The organism is Fluviispira vulneris, assembly GCF_014281055.1.
In the GTDB taxonomy this organism is placed as follows: domain Bacteria; phylum Bdellovibrionota_B; class Oligoflexia; order Silvanigrellales; family Silvanigrellaceae; genus Silvanigrella; species Silvanigrella vulneris.
Genome location: NZ_JACRSE010000002.1, coordinates 275,717 through 292,042, shown reverse-complemented (window position 1 = coordinate 292,042; position 16,326 = coordinate 275,717). Strand labels below are relative to the sequence as shown.

Genomic DNA, 16,326 nt, shown 5'->3' with positions numbered 1-16,326 from the left:
TGATGAAGAATTTAAAATTAATTTTTCCTGTAGCAATTTTTCTCTCGCAAACTTCTAATTCTCATGCTCAAACTCCATCTGAATTGGTTAGTGCATTAGAAAATACTTTTGGAGAGCACAAAGGAATGAGAAGATCTCACGCCAAAGGATTTTGCGTAGAAGGAGAATTTATAGGAAATCCAAAAGAAGCTTCAAGAATAACAAAGTCACAATTATTTAGTGGAGAATCTGCTAAAGTTTTTGCACGCTTTTCCATTGGTGGAGGTAATCCAAGAGCCTCAGATAAAGGAAAAACTGTCAGAGGTTTTGCGATGAGATTTACATTAAATAATGGAAAAACTACAGATTTGTCTTTGCTATCCGCACCCGTTTTTTTCGTGGAGAATGCGGAAAATTTTGTGAAATTTTTAGAAGCACGCAAACCTGATCCTAAAACAGGAAAACCTGATTTAGAAAAAATAAAAGCATTTAATGAGACACATCCTGATACTAAACCTCAATTAGATTTTTTAAGTAAAACGCCTGTTCCAGCAAGTTATGCATCTTCAAATTATTTTGGTGTCAATGCTTTTAAGTTTATCAATAAAAAAAACGATGTAGTTTTTGGACGATGGAAAGCTGTTCCAGTGCAAGGTGTTTTAGGTCTATCCGATGAACAATTGAAATTTATGCCAGACGATTTTTTAGAAGCAGAGTTGTCAGAGAGACTTAAAAAGCAAACGGTAGAATTCGAATTAAGAGTTCAAATTGCTGAAAAAAGCGATAATATTTTGAATCCTACAATTGAATGGCCAAGCACAAGAAAAGAAGTACAAGTTGGAACAATTAAATTAACAAAAATATCAAAAAATGTTAATGAGTGCAATACTATGTTCAATCCTATTTCTTTGCTACCTGGAATAGAGCCTTCTGATGACCCAATATTATCAGTAAGATCTCCAGCTTATATTGATGGTTTTAAAAGAAGAAATTAAAAACATTATTATCATTAAATTTCAATAATATTTCTTATGATCTGTTCTCTTCTTGCAGACTCAAAATCCATGATTTCAACTTTTCCGTTTCCCAAATATCACCATCATAAACATATTGGGGCAGATAACTTTCATCTGCCTTACGCTTTCTATTGCGATAAACTTTCATAGGGTATATCAATTCAGCTAACCCACTTTTTAAATTAGTTATGCTTATATCCATATATTGAGTGTCTGATCCTGTTATCTGGCCAACATGCTTAACATTCGGTAGTGAATAAATTTCATCGGCAAAATCTAAGCAAGCACTGGCGCAACGAGCATCGGTTAAAAGTACAATATTTGCCTTAACTTTATTGGAAACTTTTACTTTTTTTGGTTTTTCTTTATCTTCTTCATAATATTTTTCAAGATAATAATCCTGTTTATTTGCGATTGCAGCTTTGATATTTTTTAATAGGCTTTCATAATATCGATATCTATTTATATTCTTCTTTTCTTCTGCCCCTGAAAATTTTTTAAAATATTGATTATTAACAAAATTATAATTGCCCCAAGAGGCACGCCATTCAACATATTCATTTTGTTGTTTCGGTAAATTATTGTAGTATTCTTTTCCCCATATTTGTTTTATAACACTGCTGCCGAAAGACGAATCTCCACCCGTATTTCCACGCACATCGAAAACAATGAGCGCTGCATTGCGCAGTTCATTCGTATTTTGTTCTATTTCTGCATACAATTTCTCAAACTTTTCTTCCTCACTATATGAAGGCATAGATATCCAATATTTTCCTTTGGCAAATTCTTCAAATTTAAATTGCGTTTCTGCACCAACACTTGCATTTAAAAAATGATTCTTGAGATCAGAATATTTTGTTTTTTGCCAAACCAGATTGAATTTCTCAATTTTCCCTTTGCTATTTTTAAACACGCAGTTTTTATTTTTTTTCTGCTCAGGACTATTATAGTTCAGAAATAAATTCCGTGAATAAGCAATCTTTACAAGTTCAATATTTCTGTTCCCTAAATATTTATAAATATTTTCATTAAATAATTCCTCAGCACTTATACTATCACATGCTATAAATTCACTATTTATTTCTGGATATTTAGCATTTTTCTCCTTATTTTTTAGTAATGATGATACAAGGAACTTATTATTTCTGTACTTTATAATAACTCCAGCATTTTCTATTTCTTTGTCATCATCTGGCCTGAGCAAGTCATTGCTAAAACTCAATTGAGTGTGCCCATCGCGAAAAGTGGTAATATATTCTTTCGGTGTAAAATAATAGCCATTATAGGAATCAATTTTTTCAGAATTTTTCAAGGCAGTTATATAATTTTTTTCAAAATCTTTTTTAAAATCAGGATTGAGAGAATCCACATACCCAGGATGGTTTTCTTTAAGGATCGTATAAACTTCATCGATATCTTGTTTTGCTTTATCGCTCCATTCGTTGGCATAAATAAAACTTGGCATAATTGAAAAACAAATCAATAATTTTCTAAAATTTAAATTCATCTAAAAGTCCTTTCCATATTTCTCTATTAACGTAAGAATTACATTTGTCTTTTTTAATCTGATTTTTGTCTTTTGTAAAAAGTTTCAATATATAAAGTGAGCAATATATTACAAATCTATTGCCATTTTTTACAATATTTAATTATGGCTTTTATTTTTAATTTAACTTAAGCTCACTGCATTCTTTAAACTGAAGGAGCCAAATATGAGTCTCATAAATGCCTATGCTGCACTCGATGCAAAAGCAAAACTAAAACAATTCCACATTGAGCGTCGGGAAGTGGGCGCAAACGATATTCTTATTGACATTGAATACTGTGGTGTCTGCCATAGCGATATTCACACTGCTCGAAATGAATGGGGTCAGACCCAATATCCCGTCGTTCCTGGACATGAAATCGCAGGTAAAATAGCGCAAGTCGGAAATAAAGTAACAAAATTTAAAGTGGGTGACAGTGTCGGAGTTGGCTGTATGGTTGGCTCTTGCCAAAACTGTCCATCGTGTCGTGATGGTCTTGAGCAGTATTGTGATGTAGGTTTTGTCGGGACATACAATGGAGTTGAAAAAGGCAGACAAGGTTACACCTATGGAGGGTATTCTTCCAAAATAGTTGTCGACGAAAAGTTTGTTTTAAAAATTCCAGATAATATACCCCTCGACAAAGCAGCACCACTTTTATGCGCTGGAATAACAACTTTCTCACCTTTAAATCACTGGAAAGTAACAAAAGGTTCAAAAGTTGCAGTAATCGGTTTAGGTGGTTTAGGGCATATGGCAGTGAAAATAGCTGTCGCAATGGGAGCAGAAGTTTCTGTGGTGAGCAGCTCGAATAAAAAGAAAGAAGATGCCTTTAAATTTGGAGCAAAAGAATATATCAATTCCTCAGAGCAAAACGCATTGAATGAGCATTTAAATAAATTTGATTTTATTTTAAATACTGTTTCAATGAATACAGATTTAGGACAATATGTTGCCCTGTTAAAATTAGACTCAACGATGGTGCAAGTAGGAGCTCCAGAAAAGCCAAATTCAATTAATGTTTTCCCGCTCATATTCCGTCGCCGCCAGCTAGCGGGTTCATTGATCGGCGGAATTGCAGAAACTCAAGAAATGCTCGATTTCTGTTCGAAACATAATGTAACACCTGAAATAGAAATCATAGAGATGAATAAAATTAATGATGCATATGAAAGGATAATTAAAGGCGATGTTCGTTATCGATTTGTGATTGATATTAAATCATTGAACCAAGATTAAAATTTTTAAATAAATATTTTGCAACGGAATTCAAACTTATAAAGAATGAATTCCGTTGCAGATCTTAAGATTAAATAAGACTGAGAATAAAATACTTATTATTCACCTTCTATTGGATCAAGCGCTTTTGGCACAGTGACGCCATAGGTACAAGCGGTATTATATGCTTCAGCAATTTTATTTATTTGAACTTGAGTATATTTCATATCTCTAGCTGCATCTATAATTGCTTGTGCTGCGCCTTTTTGATTGGTTGAGCGCACTGTTTTTGAAAGGCCGTTTAAGAAAACTTTATCCATTTCTTTTGCCCCAATTCTATCCCGCGCTGCCATATTGCAAGAAGACCAATATTGACCTGCAGTGTGCGGAGATCCAGTGTTAACAACATCTTTAGGATAAGTGCGGCCAACATTCCAATTTGTTACACGCCCACCCCAAAAAGGATTGTGCCCATCCCAACGCATGACCCATTGATACTCTGTATCCGTTGGCTTCCATTTGCTTTCTTGCTTATCCCGTAAATAACCTGCAGCTAAATAATCTCCCGTACCTTCACCAATTCCATTTTGTCCATCATTGCCTGCATTGCCACGTGTTAACCAATCGTGAATTCCATGCCCCAATTCATGAATTACAACAGCGACATCTTCTGCATCATCAACACCGCCTTGGCCAAAAGCAACTTTACCTGTGCTTGGGATAAAATGTGAATTGTCATCTCCATTTAATCCATGCGGATCGAATTGAACACCACCTTTGTATTGATAGGGCATGACTTTTACATTTAAAGCTTCATTGACATAACGCATATATGAGTCAATTGCATAATACGCATTAACCCCATCAAAACCGACTTGTGTCCGAGTGAAATCAAACTCATTTTTATTTTGCACAGGACAAGCGCTATCTGTTGGTGGTTCAAAATCAGAGCATACAGCATATGATCCTGCAAGCGAATAATTTCCATCTTTCAGAGTGATATCTTCTAAGGTAACAGCAACACGTGCGGCCGTAAGTTCTGGAGAATCAGAGGGACTTTGCGAAGTATTTGCTGAAGAGGGATTTGTTGTATTATCAACAAATCCTGCATCACCATATTTTTTACCAGCAAATGCTAATGGATCAGTTTTATAAACTTTTGCTGAACCCTTAGCATGCAATTCTTTATTTTCAGAGCGAAGTATTTTTCCTGTAGCTGCATCAATAATTATTTCCCAATCGCCTTTTGGACCATCTTTTGGTGTTAATTTAACTTGCCAAGCGTCATATTGAAGGGAATCGTCTCCCTTAAAGATCACTGGCTCTGCTTTTTTAGAATTTAGACGAACAACACCAAGATGTTTTTTAGCAATCTCAATCGCTTTTTCTTTCTCAATAACTTTAACTGCTGAAAATTTCATTTTTACAAGCCCAGTTACAGTATTGCTTGCCACAAAAGTGACTTTTCCATCGTAAGTTACAGTTACAGCAATTTCACTGCCATATACAGGAACATCATTAATCCGTTGTTCAAATCTCACAACTGAAAATGTTTCATTCAGCCGTGTATCTGTTACTTTGAGATCGTCAATATCAAATGTATTTAAACCATATTTGCTCGCATTTAATTTTAGATAATCACGTGCGATTGCGATTGAAGTATCTTTTTTATTTTCAGAATTTTTAAGATTTTTTGCTAAATTTGAATCAGCAGTTCTATAATTGTCTTCAGAAATTATTTCAGCAACACCATCCGCTCGATACAAGCCATTTCCACTTTCAATAAGTTCAGGTAAGGGACTCACGCCAACAGTAAGAGAGTTAATCAAGTCATTTGTTTTTACAGAGCTTCCAGCTTCTGCAGATAAAGATACCAAAGTAAAGATAGAAGAACTTATCAATGCCAAAGACATTTTATTCATTTAAATCTCCCTAAGGAAAATGTTTTTAAGAAAGTGTAATGGAACATCAATATACCAATACATTCAAAAGAATGGCCAGTTAGATTTTTGACACACTCATTTGCTATTTTTAAAAAAATTAAATTAATAATTTTTAGAATTGATTTAAATATCAATTAATGTGAAATTATTTTATGTTTTACTCAAATACAGTTAAAAAGTTTTGAATTTGTTGTGCTTGAGTCGCTCCCGGTGTGAGTGAAATTCCAGTCGTAATTACTGAAAAAAGCTGTGTGATGGGATTTGTACTTGATACATTTGAAGAAAGAGCAGAATTATAAGTATTTACGACTAATGTTGTTTGCGCAGCTGTCCATGGAGTCCCTGCTCGTAGTAAAGTTAATAAATCTTCTAATTGAAGTAATAAATAGAGATTGATAAACATGGATTGAACAAATTGCATATCACTCGTCATACTAGCAGCTGGGATAAGTGACATTGAATCGATTGCCAGTTGCATTTGTCCTAAAATATATGCTGTGGGATTTGGTAAAATTGATGAAGTAAAGCCAAATGGATTGGTATTAATGTTATAAGAACTTGAGCTTGTGAGAGCATTTGATAACACTTGATAAATAATAATTCCACCCTGTGCTGCGTAACAGGCTGCAAGCAGAGATCTAACAGTATAATTATTTGGTTCTGTCGTTAAAATATTTAATAATTTAGTTTGAGCTGATGTATAATCACCATTTTGCATATCGATTTCTGCTTGTTCTTGATAATCTTGATCTGCAAAAGAAGATAATATATTACCTCTACATGAACTTATATTAATTAAAATTGACAAAAATGTGATACCAATTATTAATTTTCTCATAATTCAAATCCTAAAGAAGCAAAATAAACTTGTCGCCCTACGAGTCCTGCCTGATAATTACCTGCATCTTTTGTATATGCACCAGCTTCAATTCGCATTAAAAATAAATTCAAAACAAAACCATATGAAGGCCAACCTTGTAAATAACCAAAGCCTAATCCAAAAATGCGCGTAATTAAAAGCTTGCATCCCATATACACTTTTTTTGGCAAATCTTCTTTATACACATCGGAAATATCACGGTAATCCAAAGCACAATGCAAAGCATTTGTCTCATCGTGAATAGAAAATCCAATACCGGCATTGTAGGTCTGTAACCAAGGAGGCACCCCACCTGTAAATTGTGTATTACCTACATCTTCTACAACTCCTGCAATACGCACATCAAAGTGTTTTGTTCTCTTTTGGAAAGTGACACCAATATCAGTCGAAATAGCTGTGCCATTTTTCAATGAGTTTGTTATTATACTTTGTGCTTGACTTGCATTTAAAATATCATTTACTCCTAAGTCTGCGTTTATTTCTGCATTGTAAATATATTTTGGTCCTATACCAATTGCTAAAGTATCAGCAAATTGTGTGCTAATAGCAGAAGCAACCCCAACAAAACCATTGCTTTTAATTTGAATATCTGGCAGACCTAAAATACCAAACTGGCGCCCATTGAGATCTATTTTAGCGGAACTAAAACCTGCAATACTAAAATTTGAAGTAATAAGACCAGCCGCGGAATCTAAGCCAAAATAAACTGGTTTTTTTACTATATCTCCTAATAAATTTTGCAATTGGGCAGTATTTAAATTTCCAGCAGCTGTTACTACATCATTTAAAAAACCTATGCTTTGTGCCCCAATACTAGCTGTATTTTTTAAGAAAATCGATCGGATGATTCCTTCGCCAAATGCGGGTAAGCTTGGATTTGCAAATAAAACACCTTCCTGTGTTGCTCGAGTCATGCTTGCACCACCGCTCGCAAGGTCAAATGAATTTTGATAAATGGGCGCTGATTTTTTAAGACTTGATATATCTTGAGCAATCACACTTTGGTTACAAATGAGTAAAAATAAAAATTTGCAAGATAAATTAAAAAAAATTTTTATGATATTCATTTTCAAAAAATTATTTTCCTAATATAAATTTTACTTATTGTAACCTTTGCACTCATCGGATATTTTCGAAATGAACTGAGATGGAGAAGAGTCATTTATGGAACATGAATCAACGAATTTAAAAAATAAAAGTCCTTTTGCAACAATAACAGCTTATAAAGAAATCATGCCTAAAATCCCGAATTCCGTTTTTTTGGCAGATGGAGCACGCATAATTGGTGATGTTGAACTTGGGGAAAACTGCAGCATTTGGTTTAATGCCGTTGTTCGCGGTGACGTCCATTATATAAAAGTTGGTGAAAATACAAATATTCAAGACGGAGCCGTCATTCATTGTACATTCCAGAAAAATCCGACCCATATCGCTAAAAATGTCAGTATCGGCCATCTCGCAATTGTCCATGGTTGTACGATTGAAGAAGGTTGTCTTATCGGTATGGGAGCAACTATTATGGATGGAGTTGTCGTTGGCAGAGAGAGTATAGTTGGGGCTGGCAGTCTTATTACTCAGGGGACAATTATCCCCCCGAGGAGTCTCGTCATTGGCTCACCTGCAAAAGTCGTTCGCCAGGTCAAAGATGATGAAATCAAGCGTGTACTCGACACCACATTCCGTTATCTTGAGTACACAAAAGGCTTTAATTACAGCAATATACCCAAATAACTGTAATTTTTAAGAGAAGGGCTTGCAAAGTTCAAATAAAGACGTTATAGCTTCATCCACTCTTTAGATGGTGCTGTGGCGGAGCGGCTACGCAAACGATTGCAAATCGTTTTCACATCGGTTCAAATCCGATCGGCACCTCCAAATTTTTCCTCGAGATTCCAAGTCAATCCAAATTTCTAAATTAAAACATTTGACAATATCCTTGACACTTGAGTTCTTCAAACTTTCTCTTAAATGTATTAATTTAAGAAAATACTTACTCGAGAGAACTATGAAAAAAATATTTCTACAATTTTTATTAGTTTTATTTTTGATAAGTTTAAACTGCTTTTCATATAGTTCTGAAAAACTAACTTTAATTACAGGTAACGATTTCGCGCCGTACACAGATGAAAAACTTAAAAATGGTGGTATGTATACGACTATTGTCAAGGAAATTTTTAAGCGCCTTAAAGTAAATTATGGGATAGAATTTCTCCCTTGGGCCCGTGGTTATGAAATGGTAAAAAGAAATAAAGCCGATGTAACATTCCCATACGCTGTAACAGAAGAGCGAAAAAAAGAAGTTAAATATTCAAGCGTCAGCTTAGTAAATGGCAATATTTTTATATATGCAAATGTCAAACATCAAAGCAAAAAGAATTTTGCAAATTTCAAAAATACGATTCTATGCAATCCACTTGGCTATTATAAAGAAGATGCTTTGATAAAATTAATTGAAAAAAAAGAAATAAAGGAAATTTCAAAATTCGATGCCAAATCATGCCTCTTAGCGATTATCAAAAATGAAGCCGATTTTATGACTTCAAATGATGCTTATATGAACTCATCTACGGTAAAAAAATTAAATTATATGAATAAAGTCATACCTATTGGAGAAAGAATAAACGAGTTAAAATTATATGTTATTTTTAAAAAGGAAATGGATAATAAGTTTATAAATCAATTCGATGAAGAAGCAAAAAAATTTATACAAACAAAAGAATATAAAGAAATTATTGACTCCTATTAGAAGTTTTCCTTTAAAAATTCTCTAACATAAATATCTGTCCTTTTATCTGCAGAATAGTTGTATGCAGTTACTGAATTACCTGCAGCATCCTGATTGGTAAAAGCATGCGTGCTTTGTCCAAAAGAAATAAAAGTAAAATCGGCATTACAAGCAATCATTTCTTCATGAAAACTTTTTATATCTGAATCAGGCACCATCCCATCACGCGCTCCATTCAAAATAAGTATTTTAGGCATTTTTTTATTTGCAGGAACTCTTATTTGACTTGATAATAAACCATGTACGCTGATAACACCTTTTAAACCTTCACTCATGCGAGCAAGTTTTAAAGATACAGCACCACCGAAACAATATCCTATTGAAAACAATTGATCATTATTTACCATAGAACTTTTCTTAAGCAATTCGTAAGCTGCAAAAACTCTTTTATTAAATACTTCTTCATTTTCAATTGCAGCATGCATAAGTTTACCAGATTCTTCAAATGAAGATCCTGTTTTTTGTTCCCCATAAAGATCAGCAACTAACACTAAAGCTCCAAGATTTGCCCATTTTTCTGCAACTTTTTTTTGTCGACTGTTGAGCCCCCAAAAATCGGTAAACATTAATATACCGGGAAGTTTTCTTCCTTCCGCTTGTGGTTCAATACAATAACCACGACAAATAGTATCTTCTACTCGGTAATCTATATCATACGTCTTCATAAGAATTTTCTCCTGTTTTATTTAAAAATAAAATCAACAATTTCGTATTCACGCAGACCTGCCGGAGCTTCCACAACTGCAATTTCCCCAACCTTTTTGTTTAATAATTCTTTTCCTAATGGAGATATCCAGCTTACCTTTTTCATACTCAAATTTGCTTCATCTTCCCCAACAATTTGATAAATTACTTTTTTTCCATCTATATTTTTTAAAGTAACGGTTGCACCAAATAGAATTTTATCACCAACTTGTTCTTGCGGATTGACAATTCTAGCCAAAGATATTCTTTTATCTAAAAAACGAAGTCTTCTATCAATTTCTCTCAATCGTTTTTTCCCATATTGATATTCTGCATTTTCAGAACGATCACCCTGTTTGGCTGCAGCAGAGACCTCTTGCACAACAGCAGGGCGTTCAATTTTAGAAAGTACAGTAAATTCATCTATCAGTTTTTTATAACCCTCGGGGGTGATTAGGTTTACAGGATTTTTCGATAGTTCGCTTTTGAAATTCATTAAAACACACTTTTTTCTTTAGAAAACATATAGTCTGCATGTTGAGCAGCTTACTCAATTCGCATTTAAGCTAACATTATGATTTTATTTATGCAAGAAAGCAAAAATTGCTTAAATGGAATAAATATTTATTTTTTCTATTTCATTAAAATGACAATGCCCTTTTAAAAAGACCTAAATAATTTTTAAAAAATGCTATATTTATTTAAAATAAGTCTTTTAAGGGAAAAAAATGAAAAAAGCGGTAAAAGGTCCAGCTGAAAACGAACGGCAAAAAACTCTTAACAATTATTTTATTTTAAATACTGAAACCGAAGATGTGTTTGACGATATTACACAGCTTGCCTCAAGTATATGCCAAACCCCCATAGCGCTGGTCAGTCTCATTGATAATGATAGACAGTGGTTTAAATCAAGTATCGGACTCAACGCCAAAGAAACACACCGAGATATTTCATTTTGCGGTCATGCAATTCATGAAGCGAAAATCTTTGAAATCCCTGATGCTCAACTCGACCCCCGTTTTGGTGATAATCCTCTTGTGACAGGTGAGCCTTTCATTCGATTTTATGCTGGCGCGCCGCTAACTGCAGCCAATGGTCATGCAATTGGAACATTATGTGTTATAGATAATAAGCCAAAGACATTGAACGATGAGCAAAAAAAATCCTTAGAGAAACTCGCTAAACATCTTATCCATATTTTAGATCTACGTATTGCAAATACAAATTTTTATGAAATAAATAACCACTTCAATGATATTTTTCAAAATATTATAAATGCCATGATTATTGCAGATATAAGCGGTAAAATTCATGAATATAATAAAGCAAGTCTCGATTTTTTTTCATTAACAATAGATGAACTTCAAAATATCAACGATATTTTTTCTCGCTATAATTTGATTGATGAATTTGAGAATCCATTTTTTGCAAGTAAAAATCCAATTTCTTTTTCATTTAACTATAAAGAAAATCAAAAAAATATAATAGTCGGACTGAAAAAAGAAACTGAAAAAACCCGCTGGATTAGAATGAATACTTCACTAATCCATTCACCAACAGAAAATTCTCCAATTTATACAATATATGAATTCACAGAAATTACAGAAATGAAAGAAATGTCTGATGAAATTAAATTAGTACAAAAAGAAATTCTTGAACAGAGAATTTTCCTTGATATTATTTTACAAAATATTCCTTCGGGAATCATAGTCAAGGACATGAAAAATGATTTACGTATAAATGTCTGGAATAAAGGTGCGGAAAATATTTTAATGCGCTCGTCGGAGGAAACTGTTGGAAAAACAGTTTTTGAACTTTATCCCGAGGAGCAAGCAAAAAAAATCATTGAATGGGATCTCAATGCTTTTCAATCAGGAAAACTTATTGAGATTGAAGCAGCTGAAACTATCGTTCCGATAAAAGGGTTATTGCTGCTTCATACAAGAAAAATAGCATTAATGACAAATCCAAATGAAACACCTCGTTATATGCTGACGATTATTGATGATGTCACTGAACTTTATAAAGCAAAAGAAGCTGCTCTGGCAGCAGCAAAAACTAAAGCTGAGTTTTTAGCTAATATGAGTCATGAAATACGCACGCCAATGAATGGAATAATTGGTATGTGCAACTTACTTTTAGAAGAAGCGATAAGCACTAAACAGAGAGAGAAACTCAAAATAATTCAGAATTGTGGATATTTACTCTTAGAAATAATAAATAATATCCTCGATTTGTCAAAAATTGAGGCTAAAAAGATTGAGATTGAAAAAATATCTTTTCATTTGGACAATACTATTTTTGAGGTTTTAGAATTATTTCAAGTTCAAGCCAAAAGTAAAAATATTCATTTAACATACACCCATGACAAATCAACTCCAAAATGGGTAAAAGGCGATCCCACTCGTTTTAGACAAATTCTTATGAATCTTGTTTCTAATGCTCTCAAATTTACTGAAAAAGGTTATATTAAAATATTTTCTAATGGGAAACTTATTGAAAATAATAATATACAAATTGAAGTTGTTGTAAAAGACTCTGGAATAGGTATTCCTAAAGACTCATTTGACAAACTTTTCAAAGAGTTTTCTCAAGCTGACTCTTCGACAACTCGAAAATTTGGAGGATCCGGATTAGGCTTAGCAATTTGCAAAGGCTTATGTGAAAATATGGGAGGATCAATTCAAGCCGAAAGTAAAATTGGTGAAGGATCAAGTTTTATTTTTAATTTTATAGCAGAGGTATCTTTAAATCATGAAGAGCATTTAATTAACAATATTATAAAAGATGTCGATGACAAATTCAGTCTAAATAATCCTCTCAAAATTTTAGTCGCAGAAGATAATGTAATTAATCAACAAGTTATTCTTGGTTACCTTGATAAATTAGGATATCAAGCTGACTTGGCATTAAATGGTCATAGAGTTTTAGATTTTCTTGAATCCAAAACTTATGATCTTATTCTTATGGATTGTCATATGCCTGAACTTGATGGTTTTGAAACCACGAAAATTATAGCAAAAAAATTTAAAAATAAACAGCGCCCTCGTATTCTGGCTTTGACTGCAAGCACGATGCAGGCAGATATTGATAGATGTTTTTCCAGCGGAATGGATGGATATATAAGCAAACCAATAAATTTTGAGATTCTTAGAAAAAATTTAAATATAAATGAATCCCAGATATATAAAAATGAAAAAAAATTAATAAGAAAAAAATTAAAAATAATTCATTATCATTCAATAAAAATTGTTTCTTAATGAATTTTAATGCCATGGAAAATTTAGCGCAAAAAACTATTGAGAGTTTTCTCTCTATGCTTCCAAAATATTTAATAAAGATTAAAAAAGCAATAGACAAAAAAAATAATGAGAACTTAGAAAAATCTGCGCATACTTTAAGAGGAGCTCTGTCATATTTTTATGCTGATAAATCTATAGATTATTGCAAAAAACTAGAAGATATGGGACGAAAAAAAAAGATTACAGATGCATTGGCTATATATAAAAATTTAAACACTGAGCTCATTAAATTAAAAAGTGAATTAAAAATCCTTAAAAAGGAACTTTTTAAATGACAAACAATAATATTTTAATCGTCGATGATAGTGAATTTGACAGAAACGTTTTGGTGGAAGGATTAAGACAAAAAGGAGGCTTTAAAACCTTTTACGCAGAAAATGATAAACAATGTTTTAAAATATTAAATAAAAATAATATAAATTTAATATTAATGGATATCATGATGCCAGGGAAATTGGGTTCAGAAATTCTAGAAAAAATTAGAGAGACTCATAACTCACTCGAACTTCCAATTATTATGGTCACTTCTAAAGGAGATGCTTCAGACGTAATTGAATGTCTGCAAAAAGGAGCCAATGATTATATTAAAAAACCTGTGCATTTTGAAATTGCTGTGACTCGCATTTCAACCCATTTAAGACTCGCAGAACTTTCAAGAGAAATGACAAAATTAAAAAAAATTGAAGCGTTAAATGCTATGATCACAACATATAATCACGAAATAAATAATCCTTTGACAATAGCTATAAACTGTTTAGAAAATTCTGAAATTAATAAAACAGAACTCGGAAAAAAACTAAATACTGCCCTATGGAGAATAGCAGATATTGTAAAAAAAATAGGGAATATTGGAGAAAAAAACGAAATAGAATTAGAACAATACACTGCGAATACAAAAATGATTAAAATACAAAAAGCCCTCAAAAGTAAAAACTCTTGAAGGCTTTTTCATAAACTTTGCTCATAGAGCTGCAGTAAATGATTACTCGATGCACTTACCAACAGCGCCTGAACCAACTGTACGGCCACCTTCGCGAATCGCAAAACGTAGACCTGGTTCCATAGCAACTGGAGTAATAAGTTCAACTGTGATTTCAACGTTATCTCCAGGAACAACCATTTCAACGCTTGCTGGAAGATCAACAACACCAGTTACGTCAGTTGTACGGAAATAAAATTGTGGGCGGTAACCTTTGAAGAAAGGTTTATGGCGTCCACCTTCGTCCTTATTAAGAACGTAGATTTGCGCTGTAAACTTCTTGAATGGCTTGATAGATCCTGGTTTAGCAAGAACTTGACCGCGTTCAACGTCTTCACGTTTTGTACCACGAAGAAGAACACCAACGTTGTCGCCTGCTTGACCTTGGTCAAGAACCTTACGGAACATTTCAACACCAGTACAGATAGTCTTGGAAGTTGGCTTAATACCAACGATTTCAAGTTCTTCACCAACTTTACACATACCTTGTTCAATACGACCAGTACAAACAGTACCACGGCCAGAAATTGAGAAGACATCTTCAATTGGCATAAGGAAAGGTTTGTCGATTGGGCGTGGTGGCTCTTTAATGAAAGAGTCAACAGCGTCCATAAGTTCAACAATTGCTTTACCAGCTTTTTCGTCGCCAGGAGCTTGAAGAGCTGCAAGAGCGGATCCACGAATAACAGGGGTGTCGTCACCTGGGAAACCATACTTGCTAAGAAGTTCGCGGATTTCCATCTCAACGAGATCTGTTAATTCAGGGTCAGCAATGTCGCACTTATTCAAGAAGACAACGATGTATGGAACGTTTACCTGACGCGCAAGCAAGATGTGCTCGCGAGTTTGAGGCATTGGACCGTCAGTTGCTGCACAAACGAGGATTGCTCCGTCCATCTGAGCGGCACCAGTGATCATGTTCTTTACGTAGTCAGCGTGACCAGGGCAGTCAACGTGCGCGTAGTGACGGTTAGGGGTTTCGTACTCAATGTGGGACGCGTTAATGGTAATACCACGAGCTTTTTCTTCTGGCGCTTTGTCGATTTCGTCGAATTTAGTAGCAACTTTACCTTGACGTGTAGCGAGAACAGCAGAGATAGCAGCTGTAAGAGTGGTCTTACCGTGGTCAACGTGACCAATGGTACCGATATTCATATGAGGCTTGGAACGCTCAAATTTTTCCTTTGCCACGGTGTAATCCTCCAGTATAGGCAACACAAAATAAAAACAACACGAAAAAAAATCATGCTTAGAATAAGCACAGTCAGGAGCGATTGTAAAGCTCTTCCTGCACCTGTGAAGGGCATAGATACAAACATTCCATAGAAAATGCAATGATCTTTTAGGTGCTCTTTATAAATTTTTAGCTCAAGAGTTGCTTTGTTTTATCCCATACAGCCACAAAGGAAAAGATTGGCTTTTTTTAAAATTGTTAAGACATTTTAATCAGATTCATTTTCCATGTTTATCAATTCTTCCATGATTGTCTCGTTCTCATCAGCGCGCGTACGTACCAATCTTTCACGGAAAGCATTATATCGGATTTCAGCATCGGCCTGGTCAAAGGGAATTTCCCCCAATTCAAGCATTCTTTTCGTATAAAAAAACTCAAAGAAATTAATTTTCTTGGGAATATGTATTTGTTCTTTAACCGCATGGGTAAATTCGAGGGGGATGATTTTTAAGGCTTTTGCAACGGCCAAAATGCCTATCGTCCCAAAAAAGCCTACCAAGGTAAATCCACTCAATCGTGAAGATTCAAAAAACCAAGGAGAAATGACAAAAAGCAACCCTCCCACGAACACTTGTAAAGCGACATATGTCATGACGTTTAATGAATCATCATCCCAATTTTTAAAATCGATGGGCAACATGAGGAAAACGGATTGAATTATTATTCCAATAAAAATAGCCATATAGGAAAAGATAAAATTTAAAAATTGAATTAGCATATGACCCGCCCCTGTTATATAGATGAGCTTTCCGTTATCGACCTGTGCTCACAGTAAATAGG

15 protein-coding genes and 1 tRNA gene are annotated in these 16,326 nt (G+C 33.9%); 8 read left to right on the top strand and 8 right to left on the bottom strand.

Annotated elements, in window-relative coordinates; genetic code table 11:
• The first annotated feature begins 2 nt into the window (after window positions 1-2).
• Complete coding sequence (locus H7355_RS05135; RefSeq protein WP_186645645.1) at window positions 3-974, top strand: catalase family peroxidase; 972 nt, start codon at window positions 3-5, stop codon at window positions 972-974.
• Between the two features lie 34 nt (window positions 975-1,008).
• Here H7355_RS05135 and H7355_RS05130 read toward each other — a convergent pair whose 3' ends face one another.
• The gene (locus H7355_RS05130) at window positions 1,009-2,502 is read right to left on the bottom strand and encodes a S41 family peptidase (protein ID WP_186645644.1); all 1,494 of its coding nucleotides are present in this window, start codon (window positions 2,500-2,502) and stop codon (window positions 1,009-1,011) included.
• 205 nt (window positions 2,503-2,707) lie between these two features.
• Between H7355_RS05130 and H7355_RS05125 the strand changes: the two genes are divergently transcribed.
• On the top strand, window positions 2,708-3,760 hold the full coding sequence (locus H7355_RS05125) for an NAD(P)-dependent alcohol dehydrogenase (protein ID WP_186645643.1): 1,053 nt from the start codon (window positions 2,708-2,710) through the stop codon (window positions 3,758-3,760).
• A 98-nt stretch (window positions 3,761-3,858) separates the two neighbouring features.
• Here the strand turns inward: H7355_RS05125 and H7355_RS05120 are convergent, their stop codons facing one another.
• The 3 genes from H7355_RS05120 to H7355_RS05110 form a co-directional block, all read right to left on the bottom strand.
• A complete protein-coding gene (locus H7355_RS05120) occupies window positions 3,859-5,661 on the bottom strand; it encodes a PepSY domain-containing protein (RefSeq protein WP_186645642.1) in 1,803 nt (600 codons plus the stop codon).
• A gap of 178 nt (window positions 5,662-5,839) precedes the next feature.
• Entirely contained in the window at window positions 5,840-6,520 is a 681-nt protein-coding gene (locus H7355_RS05115; RefSeq protein ID WP_186645641.1) for a tetratricopeptide repeat protein, read from the bottom strand.
• Complete coding sequence (locus H7355_RS05110; RefSeq protein ID WP_186645640.1) at window positions 6,517-7,629, bottom strand: hypothetical protein; 1,113 nt, start codon at window positions 7,627-7,629, stop codon at window positions 6,517-6,519. The genes H7355_RS05115 and H7355_RS05110 overlap by 4 nt, the downstream gene beginning before the upstream one ends.
• A 97-nt stretch (window positions 7,630-7,726) precedes the next feature.
• On the opposite strand from H7355_RS05110, the gene H7355_RS05105 reads away from it, so the two are divergent.
• The 3 genes from H7355_RS05105 to H7355_RS05095 all read left to right on the top strand — a co-directional run bounded on the left by H7355_RS05105 (window position 7,727) and on the right by H7355_RS05095 (window position 9,308).
• Entirely contained in the window at window positions 7,727-8,293 is a 567-nt protein-coding gene (locus H7355_RS05105) for a gamma carbonic anhydrase family protein (RefSeq protein WP_222435665.1), read from the top strand.
• 69 nt (window positions 8,294-8,362) lie between these two features.
• Window positions 8,363-8,437, top strand: a tRNA-Cys gene (locus tag H7355_RS05100).
• 130 nt (window positions 8,438-8,567) lie between these two features.
• Window positions 8,568-9,308 carry a substrate-binding periplasmic protein gene (locus H7355_RS05095; RefSeq protein WP_186645639.1) on the top strand — a complete coding sequence of 247 codons (741 nt, stop codon included), beginning with the start codon at window positions 8,568-8,570 and terminating at the stop codon, window positions 9,306-9,308.
• On the opposite strand, the gene H7355_RS05090 is transcribed toward H7355_RS05095, so the two are convergent.
• Together H7355_RS05090 and greB are read right to left on the bottom strand one after the other, a co-directional pair.
• The gene (locus tag H7355_RS05090; RefSeq protein WP_186645638.1) at window positions 9,305-10,012 is read right to left on the bottom strand and encodes a dienelactone hydrolase family protein; all 708 of its coding nucleotides are present in this window, start codon (window positions 10,010-10,012) and stop codon (window positions 9,305-9,307) included. The genes H7355_RS05095 and H7355_RS05090 overlap by 4 nt on opposite strands.
• Before the next feature lie 17 nt (window positions 10,013-10,029).
• Window positions 10,030-10,527 carry a transcription elongation factor GreB gene (greB, locus tag H7355_RS05085; RefSeq protein WP_186645637.1) on the bottom strand — a complete coding sequence of 166 codons (498 nt, stop codon included), beginning with the start codon at window positions 10,525-10,527 and terminating at the stop codon, window positions 10,030-10,032.
• A gap of 232 nt (window positions 10,528-10,759) precedes the next feature.
• Here greB and H7355_RS05080 point away from each other — a divergent pair, with 232 nt between their 5' ends.
• From H7355_RS05080 to H7355_RS05070, 3 genes are read left to right on the top strand one after another with little or no spacing between them, the layout of a single operon-like run.
• Window positions 10,760-13,291: an ATP-binding protein gene (locus H7355_RS05080; protein ID WP_186645636.1), complete on the top strand. Its 2,532-nt coding sequence runs from the start codon at window positions 10,760-10,762 to the stop codon at window positions 13,289-13,291.
• The gene (locus tag H7355_RS05075) at window positions 13,291-13,608 is read left to right on the top strand and encodes an Hpt domain-containing protein (RefSeq protein ID WP_315861825.1); all 318 of its coding nucleotides are present in this window, start codon (window positions 13,291-13,293) and stop codon (window positions 13,606-13,608) included. The genes H7355_RS05080 and H7355_RS05075 overlap by 1 nt, the downstream gene beginning before the upstream one ends.
• Entirely contained in the window at window positions 13,605-14,273 is a 669-nt protein-coding gene (locus tag H7355_RS05070) for a hybrid sensor histidine kinase/response regulator (protein WP_186645634.1), read from the top strand. The genes H7355_RS05075 and H7355_RS05070 overlap by 4 nt, the downstream gene beginning before the upstream one ends.
• Window positions 14,274-14,315: 42 nt before the next feature.
• Here the strand turns inward: H7355_RS05070 and tuf are convergent, their stop codons facing one another.
• A complete protein-coding gene (tuf, locus tag H7355_RS05065) occupies window positions 14,316-15,503 on the bottom strand; it encodes an elongation factor Tu (RefSeq protein WP_186645633.1) in 1,188 nt (395 codons plus the stop codon).
• Window positions 15,504-15,754: 251 nt separating this feature from the next.
• Complete coding sequence (locus H7355_RS05060; protein WP_186645632.1) at window positions 15,755-16,264, bottom strand: hypothetical protein; 510 nt, start codon at window positions 16,262-16,264, stop codon at window positions 15,755-15,757.
• Window positions 16,265-16,326: the final 62 nt, after the last annotated feature.

Excerpts from the sequence above, each read along its gene's own strand:
- H7355_RS05135 (WP_186645645.1), top strand. The coding sequence starts at position 3 with ATGAAGAATTTAAAATTAATTTTTCCTGTAGCAATTTTTCTCTCGCAA.
- H7355_RS05130 (WP_186645644.1), bottom strand. The coding sequence starts at position 2,502 with ATGAATTTAAATTTTAGAAAATTATTGATTTGTTTTTCAATTATGCCA.
- H7355_RS05125 (WP_186645643.1), top strand. The coding sequence starts at position 2,708 with ATGAGTCTCATAAATGCCTATGCTGCACTCGATGCAAAAGCAAAACTA.
- H7355_RS05120 (WP_186645642.1), bottom strand. The coding sequence starts at position 5,661 with ATGAATAAAATGTCTTTGGCATTGATAAGTTCTTCTATCTTTACTTTG.
- H7355_RS05115 (WP_186645641.1), bottom strand. The coding sequence starts at position 6,520 with ATGAGAAAATTAATAATTGGTATCACATTTTTGTCAATTTTAATTAAT.
- H7355_RS05110 (WP_186645640.1), bottom strand. The coding sequence starts at position 7,629 with ATGAATATCATAAAAATTTTTTTTAATTTATCTTGCAAATTTTTATTT.
- H7355_RS05105 (WP_222435665.1), top strand. The coding sequence starts at position 7,727 with ATGGAACATGAATCAACGAATTTAAAAAATAAAAGTCCTTTTGCAACA.
- H7355_RS05095 (WP_186645639.1), top strand. The coding sequence starts at position 8,568 with ATGAAAAAAATATTTCTACAATTTTTATTAGTTTTATTTTTGATAAGT.
- H7355_RS05090 (WP_186645638.1), bottom strand. The coding sequence starts at position 10,012 with ATGAAGACGTATGATATAGATTACCGAGTAGAAGATACTATTTGTCGT.
- greB (WP_186645637.1), bottom strand. The coding sequence starts at position 10,527 with ATGAATTTCAAAAGCGAACTATCGAAAAATCCTGTAAACCTAATCACC.
- H7355_RS05080 (WP_186645636.1), top strand. The coding sequence starts at position 10,760 with ATGAAAAAAGCGGTAAAAGGTCCAGCTGAAAACGAACGGCAAAAAACT.
- H7355_RS05075 (WP_315861825.1), top strand. The coding sequence starts at position 13,291 with ATGAATTTTAATGCCATGGAAAATTTAGCGCAAAAAACTATTGAGAGT.
- H7355_RS05070 (WP_186645634.1), top strand. The coding sequence starts at position 13,605 with ATGACAAACAATAATATTTTAATCGTCGATGATAGTGAATTTGACAGA.
- H7355_RS05060 (WP_186645632.1), bottom strand. The coding sequence starts at position 16,264 with ATGCTAATTCAATTTTTAAATTTTATCTTTTCCTATATGGCTATTTTT.